The organism is Erwinia sp. Eh17-17 (assembly GCF_039675725.1).
Taxonomy (GTDB): domain Bacteria; phylum Pseudomonadota; class Gammaproteobacteria; order Enterobacterales; family Enterobacteriaceae; genus Erwinia.
The window spans coordinates 184,611-198,684 of the sequence record NZ_JBDFQT010000002.1; the positions used below are offsets into that span (position 1 = coordinate 184,611).

Here is a 14,074-nt window from a genome sequence, read left to right on the forward strand (position 1 = left end):
AAGATCCCGCGTCATTCAAAATGTTGGTTGAGCAGAGTGAAAAGCTGCCGCGAGGAGTAACGCCACGCTTCGGCCTGATAAACGGGCAAAACGGGCATCAGGGCATTGGTGATCAGCACTTCTTCAGCCCCGGCAAGGGCGTCGATTTCCACACGTACTTCCTGTAGCGTGTAACCCAGCTGAACCACCTGCTGCATCACCCGCTGGCGCTGAATACCGTTCACTCCGGAGGCGCTCAGGTCGGGGGTAAACACCTGATTTCCCTTGCGCCAGAATAAATTAGCCGCACAGCATTCCACCAGCATAGCGTCACTGTCAAGCACCAGCGCCTCATCGGCGTTAGTCTGTTCAAGCTCTGTGCGGATCAGCACCTGTTCAAGACGGTTCAGGTGCTTAATACCGGCGAGATGTGGGTTTTTCCCCAGCCGCACGCTGCTGAGCGCCAGCCTGACACCGGTTTCACGCAGCGTATGATAATGGATCGGGTAGTCAGACAGCGACACCATTCGCGCTGGCTGGCGGCAGCCTGCCGGGCTGTAACCGCGCCCTCCGCTGCCACGGCTCACAATCACCTTCATCACGCCGTCATGCCGGGTTGCGGCCGCAAAGGTCATTTCTGCCTCCAGCAACCGCCAGTCTACCCCGGCAATCGCCAGACGTTCACAGGCCTGCTTTAAACGCGCCAGATGCGCAGCCATGCGCTCTACCCTACCCTGCTGAATGCGCGCAGTGGTAAAACACCCGTCACCAAACTGCACGGCACGATCGCGGCTGTCGATATGGTCCTGCTTTTCACCGTTGACCCACATGATGCTCACTCTCCGTTGTCGTCCCCGGCCAAGATTACCTGCCAATCCCGCCAGAATCATCTGATTGTCGTCCGGACAGCGCCAGAATAAAAAAAGGCCCGCACTGGGCGGGCCTTTCAATAGTCAGCTATAACTCAGATCTTACGGAAAATCAGCGACCCGTTGGTGCCGCCGAAGCCGAAGGAGTTACACAGACTGTACTCCAGACCTTTCGTCTGACGCGCCGTGTGCGGCACGAAATCCAGGTCACAACCTTCATCCGGGTTATCCAGGTTGATGGTTGGTGGGATCACCTGATCACGCAGCGCGAGGATTGAGAAGATCGACTCCACTGCGCCCGCCGCCCCTAACAGGTGACCGGTCATGGATTTAGTCGAACTCACCATAACGCTGTGCGCTGAAGAACCAAACACAGACTTGACGGCCTGAGCTTCTGCTTTATCACCGGCCGGCGTCGAGGTGCCGTGTGCGTTGATATAGCCGATTTGCTCCGCAGACAATTGTGCATCTTTCAGTGCATTCACCATCGCCAGCGCCGCGCCCGCACCGTTTTCCGGTGGCGAGGTCATGTGATAAGCATCGCTGCTCATACCAAAACCGACGATTTCTGCGTAGATTTTCGCGCCGCGTTTTTTCGCGTGCTCATACTCTTCCAGCACCACCAGTCCTGCACCGTCACCCAGTACAAAGCCGTCACGATCTTTATCCCACGGACGGCTTGCCGCCTGCGGATTCTCGTTGTGAGTTGAAAGGGCACGCGCAGCGCCAAAGCCACCCACGCCAAGCGGGGTACTGGCTTTTTCAGCACCGCCGGCCAGCATCACATCAGCATCGTTATACGCGATAATACGCGCAGCATGGCCGATGTTGTGCACGCCAGAAGTACAGGCAGTCGCGATAGAGATGCTTGGGCCTTTCATGCCAAACATGATTGTCAGATGACCTGCAATCATATTCACAATAGTCGAAGGAACAAAGAACGGGCTGATTTTACGCGGGCCACCATTCACCAGAGATGAGTGGTTTTCTTCGATCAGTCCAAGACCACCAATGCCGGAGCCAATAGCGGCACCAATACGGTCAGCGTTCTCTTCGGTGATTTCCAGGCCAGAATCGCGCATGGCCTGAATGCCAGCAACAATGCCATATTGGATGAAAGCGTCCATCTTGCGCTGATCTTTGCGCGAGATAAAATCATCACAATTAAAATCTTTTACTAAGCCAGCAAAACGTGTTGCGTAGGCACTAGTATCAAAATGGTCGATGAGGCTGATGCCACTCTGACCGGCAACAAGAGCATTCCAGGTAGACTCTACGGTATTGCCGACAGGAGACAACATGCCAAGACCAGTCACAACTACACGACGCTTAGACACGTTCGTCCTCCAGGGAGGGAAAAGTTGACACTGTGTGGGAAGTTCAGATAAAACTCAGGCGGTCGAATGACCGCCTGGAGATGTTCACTTATGCCTGGTGACCATTGATGTAATCAATAGCTGCCTGAACGGTAGTGATTTTCTCAGCTTCTTCGTCCGGAATCTCGGTGTCAAACTCTTCTTCCAGAGCCATTACCAGCTCAACGGTATCAAGAGAATCAGCGCCCAGATCTTCTACAAAAGAGGCAGAATTTACAACTTCTTCCTGCTTAACGCCAAGCTGCTCGCCAATGATTTTCTTAACGCGTTCTTCGATAGTGCTCATACTATTAAATTTCCTATCAAAACTCGCTTTCGCGATGGTTTTCGTAGTGTATAAAATGTTGAAAAAGATGCAACTAAATCCCGGCTGGTCCAACCACGATTTTACGCTATTCTGAGGCCTTACCCCCAAATAACGCAAATAGTTTTCGTGATTATCAGACCATGTACATTCCGCCATTGACGTGCAGCGTTTCACCAGTGATGTACGCTGCCTCGTCAGAGGCTAAAAATGCAACGGCATTGGCGATTTCCTGCGCGCCGCCAAGGCGACCTGCAGGAACTTCCGCCAGAATGCCCGCACGCTGATCTTCGCTCAGTGCACGCGTCATGTCGGTTTCAATAAAACCAGGTGCCACGACGTTAACAGTAATGCCACGGGACGCGATTTCACGCGCCAGTGACTTGCTAAAGCCAATCAAACCCGCTTTTGCTGCCGCGTAGTTTGCCTGACCCGCATTACCCATTGTTCCAACGACGGAGCCAATGGTAATAATTCGACCCGCGCGCTTTTTCATCATGGCACGCATTACCGCTTTTGACAGACGGAATACGGAAGTCAGATTAGTATCCAGGATATCCTGCCACTCATCGTCCTTCATGCGCATCAGAAGATTATCACGCGTGATGCCTGCATTATTGACTAAAATGTCCACTTCGCCAAATTCGGCGCGAATATTTTCTAACACGCTTTCAATTGAAGCTGAGTCAGTCACATTCAACAGCAGGCCTTTACCGCTATCACCCAGATAAGAGCTGATAGCGTCGGCACCGCTTTGGCTGGTCGCCGTTCCCACGACTTTGGCACCACGTGCCACCAGCGTTTCTGCAATCGCGCGACCGATTCCACGGCTTGCACCGGTTACCAGCGCAATTTTACCTTCGAAGTTCATGTTTATCTCCGTGTTATTGATCAAGCGCCGCTGACAGGCTGGCCTGGTCGTTTACCGCCGCCGCCGTCAGGGTGTCAACAATACGTTTAGTCAGCCCGGTCAGCACTTTACCCGGCCCCACTTCCAGCAGCGCAGTCACGCCCTGCGCGGCCATAAATTCTACGCAACCGGTCCAGAGCACCGGATTGTACAGCTGGCGCACCAGAGCACTACGGATAGCCTCGGCCGACGTCTCACACTTCACGTCCACGTTATTCACCACCGGGAAGGCAGGTTCGCTGAACGTCAGTGCGTCGAGAGCGGCAGCCAGCTTATCCGCCGCAGGCTTCATCAGCGCACAGTGCGACGGCACGCTGACAGGTAACGGTAATGCGCGTTTGGCACCGGCGGCCTTACAGGCTGCACCAGCGCGCTCAACGGCTTCTTTGTTACCGGCAATCACCACCTGACCCGGTGAGTTAAAGTTCACCGGAGAAACCACCTGCCCCTGTGCAGACTCTTCACAGGCTTTTTTTATGGCAGCATCGTCCAGGCCGATAATCGCCTGCATGGCACCCGTACCTTCCGGAACGGCTTCCTGCATCAGTTTCCCGCGCAGTTCCACCAGCTTGACCGCATCTGTAAATGCAATGACACCTGCACAAACCAGCGCACTGTACTCACCAAGGCTGTGCCCTGCAAGCATTGACGGCGCTTTTCCGCCTTTTTCCTGCCAAATACGGAAAATGGCTACGGAAGCGGCCAGCAAAGCAGGCTGAGTCTGCCAGGTTTTGTTCAATTCTTCAGCAGGGCCCTGTTGCACCAGCTGCCAGAGATCGTAACCCAGGGCATCCGAGGCTTCACGGAAGGTGGCTTCTACCTGCGGGTGAGCCGCAGCCAGATCGGCCAGCATGCCGACCGTTTGCGAGCCCTGACCTGGGAAAACCATTGCAAATTGCGTCATTGTTTTTTCCTGTTTATCGCTATTTTCAGAACAATTAAAAGCGAACCAGCGCCGAACCCCAGGTGAACCCGCCACCAAAGGCTTCCAGCAGAATCAACTGACCACGCTGAATGCGACCATCACGTACCGCTTCATCCAGAGCGGTCGGGACAGACGCGGCCGACGTGTTGCCATGGCGATCGAGCGTCACGACGACTTTATCCATGTCCATGCCCAGTTTACGGGCAGTAGCGCTAATGATGCGCAGGTTCGCCTGATGCGGGACCAGCCAGTCAATCGAAGAACGATCGAGGTCATTCGCTTCCAGCGTTTCATCAACAATATGTGCCAGTTCAGTCACCGCCACCTTGAACACTTCGTTACCTGCCATCGTGACGTAGGCGGGCTTGTCCTGGTTCATGCGATCCTGATTTGGCAGCGTCAGCAGCTGGCCGTAGCGGCCATCGGCGTGCAGGTGGGTAGAGATGATCCCCTGCTCTTCGCTGGCACCCAATACTACGGCACCTGCGCCATCACCAAACAGGATGATGGTGCCACGATCCTCAGGATCGAGCATGCGGGCAAGGACATCCGCGCCGATCACCAGCGCGTGTTTCACTGCGCCATTTTTGATGTACTGATCGGCAACGCTCAGTGCATAGGTGAAACCGGCACAGGCGGCAGCAAGGTCAAAGGCAGCGGCATCATCAATTTCCAGCATCTGCTGGATCATGCAGGCAGAACTGGGGAATGCGTGACTGGACGAGGTGGTCGCGACCACAATCAGGCCGATATCATTTTTATCGATACCCGCCATTTCAATCGCACGCTCGGCCGCATGGAAGCCCATGGTTGCCACGGTTTCATCCGGGCCGGCAATACGACGCTCGCGAATGCCAGTACGGGTGACAATCCACTCGTCCGACGTATCTACCATTTTTTCCAGATCGGCGTTAGTCCGCACCTGTTCGGGCAAATAGCTGCCCGTACCGATAATCTTCGTATGCATTTACGTCAGTCACTCTTAGGTAATACAGCTTGAAGGCGGGCAGCAATCCGCTCGGGAACTTGCCGCCGCACCGCCTGCTCTGCCTGTTGGATCGCCACAGTGAATGCGCGTTGATTAGCCGCACCGTGGCTCTTAATCACGGTGCCACGTAATCCTAACAGGCAGGCGCCATTGTACTGGTCGGGGTTGAGATGGCCGAATTTCTTCGCCAGACGCTTTTGAATCCAACGCCCCAATATTCTCAGCCACCAGGCCTTTTTCTTACCTTCGCCCTGTGATTTCAACAGCGAAAGAAACAGTCTTACCACGCCTTCCATCGTTTTCAGCGTGACGTTGCCAACGAACCCATCGCAAACAAGCACGTCCGTTTTACCGGTAAGAAGATCGTTGCCTTCGAGGTATCCAATATAGTTAAGTTCTGGCGACGCATGCAGTATGGCGGCGGCCTCGCGGATTGAACTTAACCCTTTGGTCTCTTCCTGACCAATATTTAGTAATGCGACTCTGGGCCGGTTAATGGCTAACACTTCTTCCGCCATTACCGCCCCCATGACGGCAAACTGCACCAGCATAGCACTGTCTGAATCGACGTTAGCGCCCAGATCCAGAACGACGGTTTTACCCTGCTGCTGATGCGGTAACACGGTCATCAACGCCGGGCGAACAATGCCGTCCAGCGGTTTCAATAATAATTTAGCCAGCCCCATCAGCGCACCAGTATTACCCGCGCTGATACAGGCCTGCGCCTGCCCCTCTTTGACCAGCTCCAGCGCAATACGCATGGAGGTTCCGCGACTGGCGCGAATGGCCCGTGAGGGCATAGCATCACTGGCAATAACCGATTCGGCAGCAATAATTTGCAGACGCGCTCTGAGAGCAGAATCAGCTTTGGCGAGTAATGACGTGATGGTGTCGGGGTCACCGACCAGAAGGAGATGCAGATGCGGATTAGATTCCAGTGCCTGCAGTGATGCAGGCACTGTCACGCAGGGACCGAAGTCCCCGCCCATGGCATCTATCGCCAGGGTCAATCGTGTCAAAGTAGCGCCGCGAACCGCGGAATTACTTAACGATGACCTTGCGACCGCGGTAGTAACCATCCGCAGTGATGTGGTGACGCAGATGCGTTTCGCCAGAAACTTTATCTACGGAAAGTGCTGCTGTGGTCAGCGCATCGTGTGAACGACGCATGCCACGTTTGGAACGGGTTGGTTTATTCTGTTGTACGGCCATGGACCTTACTCCTATTACTTACGCTTTAAACTGGCTAATACGGCAAATGGGTTTGGCTTTTCTGCCTCTGCAGGCAACTTGCCAAAGACCATGTCCGCCTCGGACACTTCACAGTGTTCAGAATCATGCACCGGAACGACAGGCAGGGCGAGGATGATTTCATCCTCAACCATTGCCAGCAGATCGGTTTCGCCAAACTCGTTGACGTTGATCGGCTCGTACGCTTCCGGCAGTGCTTCGGCCTGCTCGTCAGTGACGATCGGGCTGAAACAGTACGATACGTGGACATGATGCGGAAACGTCATATTGCAACGTTGGCAGCACAGCGTCACTGAAACTTTGGCCGTACCTTTCAGCACTGCCAGACGCTGTTCGTCAATCGCGAACGACATAACACATTCTACATCACTGTCCACACTCACAACCGACTCGGCAATCCGCTCAACCTGTTCAGGGGTGTAAACACCCTGGTAGTCCAGGCGTTTTTGAGCGGTACGAGCCGCATCGAGAGTCAGGGGTAATTTTACCTTTTGCATAGGGCGCGCATATTAACTTTGTAACGGCATAGAGTCAAAGAAAAAGGCCGTAATACGGCATCTTTCACCCATGATTCGCATCCTGTGCGGCGCATAGTTTAAAATGCCTGCCACTTATTCGCTATCTATTCTGGAAAAAATAATGCGCCACCTGGTATTAGCCTCAACATCGAGCTATCGAAAAGCCTTATTAGCCAAGCTGGAGCTGCCTTTTATTACTGCGGCGCCGGAGGTGGATGAAACCCCGCTGGATAATGAAGATGCCACCGGGCTGGTCGTACGGCTGGCCACCGCTAAAGCGCAAGCACTGGCACCGCGCTACCCGGACCATCTGATTATTGGCTCCGATCAGGTCTGTGTCGTCGGCGGGGAAATTTGTGGCAAACCCCACACCGAAGCCCGGGCGCGTGCGCAGTTACGCGCAGCCAGCGGCCACAGCGTGGTGTTTTATACCGGTCTGGCGCTCTATGACAGCCGCGACGCCTCACTGCAGGTGGTGTGTGAGCCGTTTAGCGTGGACTTTCGCACGCTCAGTGACGATGAAATTGCTGCTTATATCAGTAAGGAGCAGCCGCTCAACTGTGCCGGGAGTTTTAAAAGCGAAGGCCTGGGCATCACGCTGTTCGACCGCCTGTCAGGCCGCGATCCAAATACCCTGGTCGGGCTGCCATTGATTGCGCTGTGCGAGATGTTGAGAAAGGCTGGGGTCAACCCACTAACGTAACGCCATCAGGTGCAGGGGCGAGTTTCGCCCCCACACTGGCCGTTACCTGGCCGGATGCTGCTTGCGCAGGAGATCCAGACAGCGCTTCAGCTGATCGTCCAGCGGGGCTTCCACGCGCATCACTTCACCGGTGTTCGGATGGGTGAAACGCAGCGCAGCGGCGTGCAGGAACAGGCGTTTGAGACCCGTACCGGCCAGCTGCTGGTCAAATTCTGCCTCGCCGTAGCGGTCATCGAAAGCGATAGGATGCCCGGCATGTAAGGTATGCACACGGATCTGGTGCGTGCGACCGGTCACCGGGCTGGCTTTCACCAGCGTGGCAATCGCATAGCGCTCTTCTACTTTAAACAGCGTTTCAGAAGGCTTTCCTTCACTGTTGACCTTCACGATACGCTCACCGCTTTGCAGAATATTCTTCAGCAACGGGGCCCGCACCGCTTTGACGTGGGAAGGCCACTGCCCGCGCACCAGCGCAAGATAGTCCTTCTGCATCCCTTTCTCACGCAGTTGCTCATGCAGCGAGCGCAGCGCGGAGCGTTTTTTCGCCACCAGTAAAATACCGGACGTATCGCGATCCAGACGATGCACCAGTTCAAGGAAGCGGGCATCAGGGCGCAGCGCGCGCAGCCCCTCAATCACGCCAAAGCTCAGACCACTGCCACCGTGCACCGCAGTGCCGGACGGTTTGTTCATCACCAGAATATGATCGTCTTCATAAATGATGGCATGTTCCAGCGCGGCCACTTTCGCCAGCTTGGGTGACACGTTGTCATCCTCACGCTCTGCCACCCGCACCGGGGGAATACGCACCTCGTCCCCGGCTTCCAGCTTGTATTCAGGTTTGATGCGTTTTTTGTTCACACGCACTTCACCCTTACGCAAAATGCGATAAATCATGCTTTTCGGCACCCCTTTTAACTGGGTGCGTAAAAAGTTATCGATGCGCTGTCCCGCTTCATCAGCAGAAATGGCAATAAAATGTACGGCTGGAGTATTGGTTTTCATGGTTGGCGATTCTAAATAGTGCGCTGTGATAGCGCCACCTCTTTTTCTGTGCTTAACTGACAGAGACGGTTACCGCAGGAAGTTGTGACCGGTTTTTAGACAATCTGCTGAAAAGCACTGCGATTCGTTCTAAAAGCTGAGAGAAACTTCTCATCGCGGATAAAGTCACCTTGCGATCTCCGCCTTAGCAATGGAATAATATCTCCGTTTTTTAACGCTAAGACTTGTGAATGCAAGGGAATTAATAGCGTACACCCAATAGATTTCGTGTTGCAGCACGGCGGCAAGCGAAAGAATCCCTGGCAGCTGGCATAAGCTGGCGTCTGGGGGTGAATGAGAGCAGCCAAACCGGCTGCGGCTCGAAAGATGAAGGGTGGGAAATTTTGCCGGATAGCGCATACACGCAGCAATGGCGTAAGACGTATTGTGTAATCAGGCATTTAGCGGGCTGCGGGTTGCAGCCTGGACGATAAAACGGGATTGGTTCACCTGGTAATCTACTGGCGGTTCCCCCCTAAAAGCGCTGTTTTTCCATATGTAAAACAGGCTACCGAGTATTTGCGCCCCTTTAGCTACTGACAACCGGGAGGTTGACGGCTTTGCGATGAGACACGGGGTCATCGGTTCCTCACGTCCAGCGTTACTTTGCCCGCAGCTTTGTCACTAATGTAAGAATAATGAGTAAGTTACGATGAAAAGAATGTTGATAAACGCAACTCAGCAAGAAGAGTTGCGTGTCGCCCTCGTTGACGGACAACGTCTGTACGATCTGGATATTGAAAGCCCTGGACACGAACAGAAAAAAGCCAACATCTACAAAGGCAAGATCACCCGCATTGAACCCAGCCTTGAGGCCGCGTTTGTTGATTACGGCGCTGAACGGCACGGTTTCCTACCTCTGAAAGAAATTTCCCGCGAATACTTCCCTGCTAACTACAACGCTCATGGACGTCCAAATATTAAGGATGTGCTGCGTGAAGGTCAGGAAGTCATTGTTCAGATCGATAAAGAAGAACGTGGTAATAAAGGCGCTGCCCTCACCACCTTTATCAGCCTGGCTGGAAGTTATCTGGTTCTGATGCCCAACAACCCACGAGCAGGCGGTATTTCTCGCCGAATCGAAGGGGATGACCGCACCGAACTGAAAGAAGCGCTCTCAGCGTTGGAACTGCCTGATGGCATGGGTCTGATTGTGCGTACTGCGGGCGTTGGCAAATCTGCTGAAGCACTGCAGTGGGACCTCAGCTTCCGTATGAAGCACTGGGACGCGATTAAAAAAGCCGCTGACAGCCGCCCTGCTCCATTCCTTATTCACCAGGAAAGCAACGTTATCGTCCGCGCTTTCCGTGATTATCTGCGCCAGGACATCGGCGAAATCCTGATCGACAACCCGAAAGTGCTGGAGCTGGCTCGCCAGCATATCGCCGCGTTGGGTCGTCCGGATTTCAGCAGCAAAATCAAACTGTACACCGGTGAAATCCCGCTGTTCAGCCATTACCAGATCGAATCGCAGATTGAATCTGCTTTCCAGCGTGAAGTCCGTCTGCCTTCCGGCGGATCGATTGTTATCGACTCCACCGAAGCGCTGACCGCCATCGACATCAACTCCGCACGTGCTACGCGCGGCGGTGATATCGAAGAAACGGCGTTTAATACCAATCTCGAAGCCGCTGACGAAATTGCCCGCCAGCTGCGCCTGCGTGACCTCGGCGGCCTGATTGTTATCGACTTCATCGATATGACCCCGGTTCGCCACCAGCGCGCGGTAGAAAACCGCCTGCGTGAAGCGGTACGCCAGGATCGTGCTCGTATCCAGATCAGCCATATTTCACGCTTCGGCCTGCTGGAAATGTCGCGTCAGCGCCTCAGCCCGTCGCTTGGCGAGTCCAGCCATCATGTCTGCCCGCGCTGTAGCGGCACCGGCACCATCCGTGATAACGAATCGCTGGCACTGTCAATTCTGCGCCTGATTGAAGAAGAAGCGCTGAAAGAGAACACCAAAGAAGTTCATGCCATCGTTCCGGTCCAGGTTGCTTCTTACCTGCTGAACGAGAAGCGTGAAGCCGTCAGCGCCATCGAAAAGCGTCAGGGTGGTGTTAAAGCGATTATCGTGCCAAACGATAATATGCAGACTCCGCACTATTCGGTGCTGCGCGTGCGCAGCGGTGAAGAGACTCAGACTCTCAGCTATCACCTGCCTAAGCTGCATGAAGCTGAAATGGCGCTGCCTTCAGAAGAAGAACACGCCGAGCGCAAGCGCCCTGAGCAGCCTGCTCTTGCCGCTTTCGTGATGCCAGATGCGCCACCGGCACCGCAGGAAGAAGTTGCAGAAGCTACGGTCACCCCTGCGGTGGCTCAGCCTGACGTAAAAGCTACCGCTCCGGCACAGCCGGGTCTGGTAAGCCGCTTCTTCAGTGGGTTGAAAAAACTGTTTGCCGCGGAAGAGAAACCTGCCGAACAGCCTCAGCCGCCAGTGGTTGAAGAAAAAGCCGCCGAAGCGACCGCCCCACGCGGTGAGCGTCGTAACAATCGTCGTCAGAACAACAACCGTCGCGATCGCAACGGCGAGCGTGGAGATCGTAACGATCGCAATGCAGACCGTAACGGTGAACGCAATGACCGCAGCGGCGAACGTAACGACCGTAATGGTGAACGTAACGACCGTAATGGCGAACGTAACGACCGCAACGGTGAACGTAACGACCGCAGCACAGAGCGGACTGAACGTGCACCGCGTGAACGCAATAACGAAGCGCGTGAAGGCCGTGACGACAACCGTCGTAATGGCAACAAGCGTAACGGCTCGCAGACCGATGCCCGCAGTGAGCGCATGGTGCCGGATGAGTTTGAGCGCAGCGAACCGACGCCGCCACGTCAGCCGCGTCAGGAACGCCAGCGTCGTCGTCCAGGCCAGAACCAGGAAGAAAAACGCCCGGTTGTTCAGGAAGAGAAGATTGTTGAGCCGCTGATCGAAAGCGCTGAGAATCTGGAAGAGCAGGAAGATAACGTACAGGTTATGCCGCGCCGTAAACCGCGCCAGCTGAGCCAGAAAGTACGTATCGAAACGGCAGAACAGACCGCAGCCCGTTCGTTTGACACGGAAGAGTCTGTCCCGGCTGAAGCACCTGCGGCCAGTGAACCTGTAGCGGACGCCGCAGACAGTGACGAGCGCGATGGCAACAACATGCCACGCCGTTCACGTCGCTCTCCACGCCACCTGCGTGTGAGCGGTCAGCGCCGTCGCCGTTACCGTGATGAGCGTTACCCAACACAGTCACCAATGCCGCTGGCTAACGCCGCAGCATCACCAGAAATGGCGTCAGGTAAAGTGTGGGTTTCTTATCCGGTTGCCCAGGGCAGCGATCACGAAACGCATGAAGAGCACGGTCATTCCGTGGTACCCGCTTACGGTCACGCTGACGTTGAAGCCCCCGCAGTCGCAGCCAGCACCGCTGCCGCTGCTGCTGTTGAGCACATCAGCGCCAGGGCAGAAACCACAGAAGTTCAGCCAGAGGCAAGCCCCGCAGCGGAAGCTCCGGTAGCCGCACAGGCAGAACCCGTTCAGCACGCTGAGCCACAGCCTGAAAATCTGCCGGAAATCACTCCGGTGATGGCAGAAGAGACTGCGGCTATTGATGCTCCGGTGAACGAAGAGCCTGCGGTTATCGCAGCGGCTGACGAAACTGTTGCAGAAGAAACCGCAGCGGCTGCGGTTCCGGCAGAAGAAGTTCAGCCTGAACCTGCTTTCGTCGCTGTTGATGCCGTGGCTGAAATTGTGGCAGAGGCACAGCAGGCTGAACCTCAGCAGCAGGCAGCAGAAATGGCCAGTGTCGCTCCGGTTGAAGTCAGTGCAGAAGTTGAACAGCAGGTCGCTGAAGTGCTGCATGCACCAGAAGTGACGGCTGAGCAGCAGCCTGTTGCCAGCAGCGAACCGCACTCCCCGGTTCCTGCGCGTGATGAGCCTGTCGCTGAAGCGCAGCCGGCGGTAGCCGCTGAACCTGTCGTCAGCGCCCCGGCGATCGTCGAGTCAGCTCCGGCTGAAACAGCAGTCGCGGCACCGGCTCAGAGCAGCTTCAAGCTTCACGCAACGGCACCGATGACTAAAGCCCCGGCTCCGGCTTATCAGCCAGAAGCGCCACGTCAGAGCGACTGGGTGCGTCCGGACTTTAACTTTGAAGGTAAGGGTTCAGCTGGCGGTCACGCAGCTACCCATCAGGCGACGGCTCCGGCAACCCGTCCTTAATACCTGATAATGCATCAATCAAGCCCTGGCCTTCTGGTCAGGGCTTTTTTTATGTCCGTACGTCACTAAACTCTTTGTTAACCGTTCATCCTTCCCACCGTCTGTGGCAGAGTGGTCGCTTCTTCTCACTCCAGAGGCTGACCGCTTGAAAGTTAAAAACATCCTCCTGACCGGAGCCAGTGGACGTATTGGGCGTACCTTCTTCGCCGCCATGAAGGACACTTACCGCTTTGTTCTGACCGATCTGACGGCACCGGATGATGACATCCATCACCCACACCGCTTTATACCTGCCGACCTGTCGCTGCCGGGCGCCTTAGCGAAGCTGATGGCTGAGGAACACTTTGATGCGGTCATCCACCTGGCCGGAATACCCGATGCCGATGCCCCGTTCACTAACCTGCTGCCGGCCAATATTCTCTCCACGACTTACCTGCTGGAAGCCGTGGCCACCACGTCGTGCCGTCGCTTTATCTTTGCCAGCAGCGCCCAGACGATCGAAGGCTATCCTGTAGACGTGCAGATCCATCCGGGAATGGCCGTTTCTCCGGCCAATCTGTACGGGGTAACAAAATGCTATGGCGAAGCGCTCTGCTCGTTTTATGCCACTCAGCACGGTCTGAGCTGCGTGGCGCTCAGAATCGGGGCATTTGAAACCAGAGAGGCGGATAATCTCAATAATGCACGGGATTACAGCGCATGGCTCAGCCCGGAAGACGGCGTAAAACTGCTGGCCGCAGCCGTTGAGGCGCAGAATATTACGTTCTTTATTGGCTATGGGATTTCAGATAACCGCTTCAAACGCTTTGACCTGAGCCAGACCCGTGAAGTTCTGGGGTATCAGCCGTCAGATGATGCGTTCAGAGAGTTCCTCCCTGATTTGCACATCTTCCGGAAGTAGAACCGGCAGGTTTTTGAGGGCAAAAAAAACCGCTGTCAGCAGATAACTGCCGACAGCGGGAGAAACTGAACGTACCCGGTTAAAGCACGCTCAAATCTTAAT

General features: G+C 55.1%; 13 protein-coding genes. 3 read left to right on the forward strand and 10 right to left on the reverse strand.

Features of this window, described 5'->3' with window-relative positions; genetic code table 11:
- Positions 1-11 precede the first annotated feature (11 nt).
- The 9 genes from pabC to yceD form a co-directional block, all read right to left on the reverse strand.
- Complete coding sequence (gene pabC / locus ABEH87_RS06190) at positions 12-812, reverse strand: aminodeoxychorismate lyase (RefSeq protein WP_346576161.1); 801 nt, start codon at positions 810-812, stop codon at positions 12-14.
- A gap of 131 nt (positions 813-943) precedes the next feature.
- Positions 944-2,185 (reverse strand): beta-ketoacyl-ACP synthase II, encoded by a 1,242-nt coding sequence (fabF, locus tag ABEH87_RS06195; protein WP_346574905.1) that lies wholly within the window; start codon positions 2,183-2,185, stop codon positions 944-946.
- Positions 2,186-2,273: 88 nt separating this feature from the next.
- A complete protein-coding gene (acpP, locus tag ABEH87_RS06200) occupies positions 2,274-2,510 on the reverse strand; it encodes an acyl carrier protein (RefSeq protein ID WP_003857954.1) in 237 nt (78 codons plus the stop codon).
- A gap of 154 nt (positions 2,511-2,664) precedes the next feature.
- Entirely contained in the window at positions 2,665-3,399 is a 735-nt protein-coding gene (gene fabG, locus ABEH87_RS06205; protein ID WP_346574907.1) for a 3-oxoacyl-ACP reductase FabG, read from the reverse strand.
- A gap of 13 nt (positions 3,400-3,412) precedes the next feature.
- On the reverse strand, positions 3,413-4,342 hold the full coding sequence (gene fabD / locus ABEH87_RS06210; protein ID WP_346574909.1) for an ACP S-malonyltransferase: 930 nt from the start codon (positions 4,340-4,342) through the stop codon (positions 3,413-3,415).
- 34 nt (positions 4,343-4,376) lie between these two features.
- Positions 4,377-5,330 carry a beta-ketoacyl-ACP synthase III gene (locus ABEH87_RS06215; protein ID WP_346574911.1) on the reverse strand — a complete coding sequence of 318 codons (954 nt, stop codon included), beginning with the start codon at positions 5,328-5,330 and terminating at the stop codon, positions 4,377-4,379.
- Between the two features lie 5 nt (positions 5,331-5,335).
- On the reverse strand, positions 5,336-6,370 hold the full coding sequence (gene plsX / locus ABEH87_RS06220) for a phosphate acyltransferase PlsX (RefSeq protein WP_346574913.1): 1,035 nt from the start codon (positions 6,368-6,370) through the stop codon (positions 5,336-5,338).
- A 22-nt stretch (positions 6,371-6,392) separates the two neighbouring features.
- Complete coding sequence (gene rpmF, locus ABEH87_RS06225) at positions 6,393-6,563, reverse strand: 50S ribosomal protein L32 (protein ID WP_003849870.1); 171 nt, start codon at positions 6,561-6,563, stop codon at positions 6,393-6,395.
- 14 nt (positions 6,564-6,577) lie between these two features.
- Positions 6,578-7,099: a 23S rRNA accumulation protein YceD gene (gene yceD / locus ABEH87_RS06230; protein ID WP_346574915.1), complete on the reverse strand. Its 522-nt coding sequence runs from the start codon at positions 7,097-7,099 to the stop codon at positions 6,578-6,580.
- Between the two features lie 142 nt (positions 7,100-7,241).
- Here yceD and ABEH87_RS06235 point away from each other — a divergent pair, with 142 nt between their 5' ends.
- Positions 7,242-7,823 (forward strand): nucleoside triphosphate pyrophosphatase, encoded by a 582-nt coding sequence (locus tag ABEH87_RS06235; protein ID WP_346574917.1) that lies wholly within the window; start codon positions 7,242-7,244, stop codon positions 7,821-7,823.
- Between the two features lie 42 nt (positions 7,824-7,865).
- On the opposite strand, the gene rluC is transcribed toward ABEH87_RS06235, so the two are convergent.
- The gene (gene rluC / locus ABEH87_RS06240) at positions 7,866-8,828 is read right to left on the reverse strand and encodes a 23S rRNA pseudouridine(955/2504/2580) synthase RluC (protein WP_346574919.1); all 963 of its coding nucleotides are present in this window, start codon (positions 8,826-8,828) and stop codon (positions 7,866-7,868) included.
- A 691-nt stretch (positions 8,829-9,519) separates the two neighbouring features.
- Here rluC and rne point away from each other — a divergent pair.
- Together rne and ABEH87_RS06250 are read left to right on the forward strand one after the other, a co-directional pair.
- Complete coding sequence (rne, locus tag ABEH87_RS06245; RefSeq protein WP_346574921.1) at positions 9,520-13,071, forward strand: ribonuclease E; 3,552 nt, start codon at positions 9,520-9,522, stop codon at positions 13,069-13,071.
- A 145-nt stretch (positions 13,072-13,216) separates the two neighbouring features.
- The gene (locus ABEH87_RS06250) at positions 13,217-13,972 is read left to right on the forward strand and encodes an NAD(P)-dependent oxidoreductase (RefSeq protein ID WP_346574923.1); all 756 of its coding nucleotides are present in this window, start codon (positions 13,217-13,219) and stop codon (positions 13,970-13,972) included.
- The last annotated feature ends 102 nt before the right edge of the window (positions 13,973-14,074 follow it).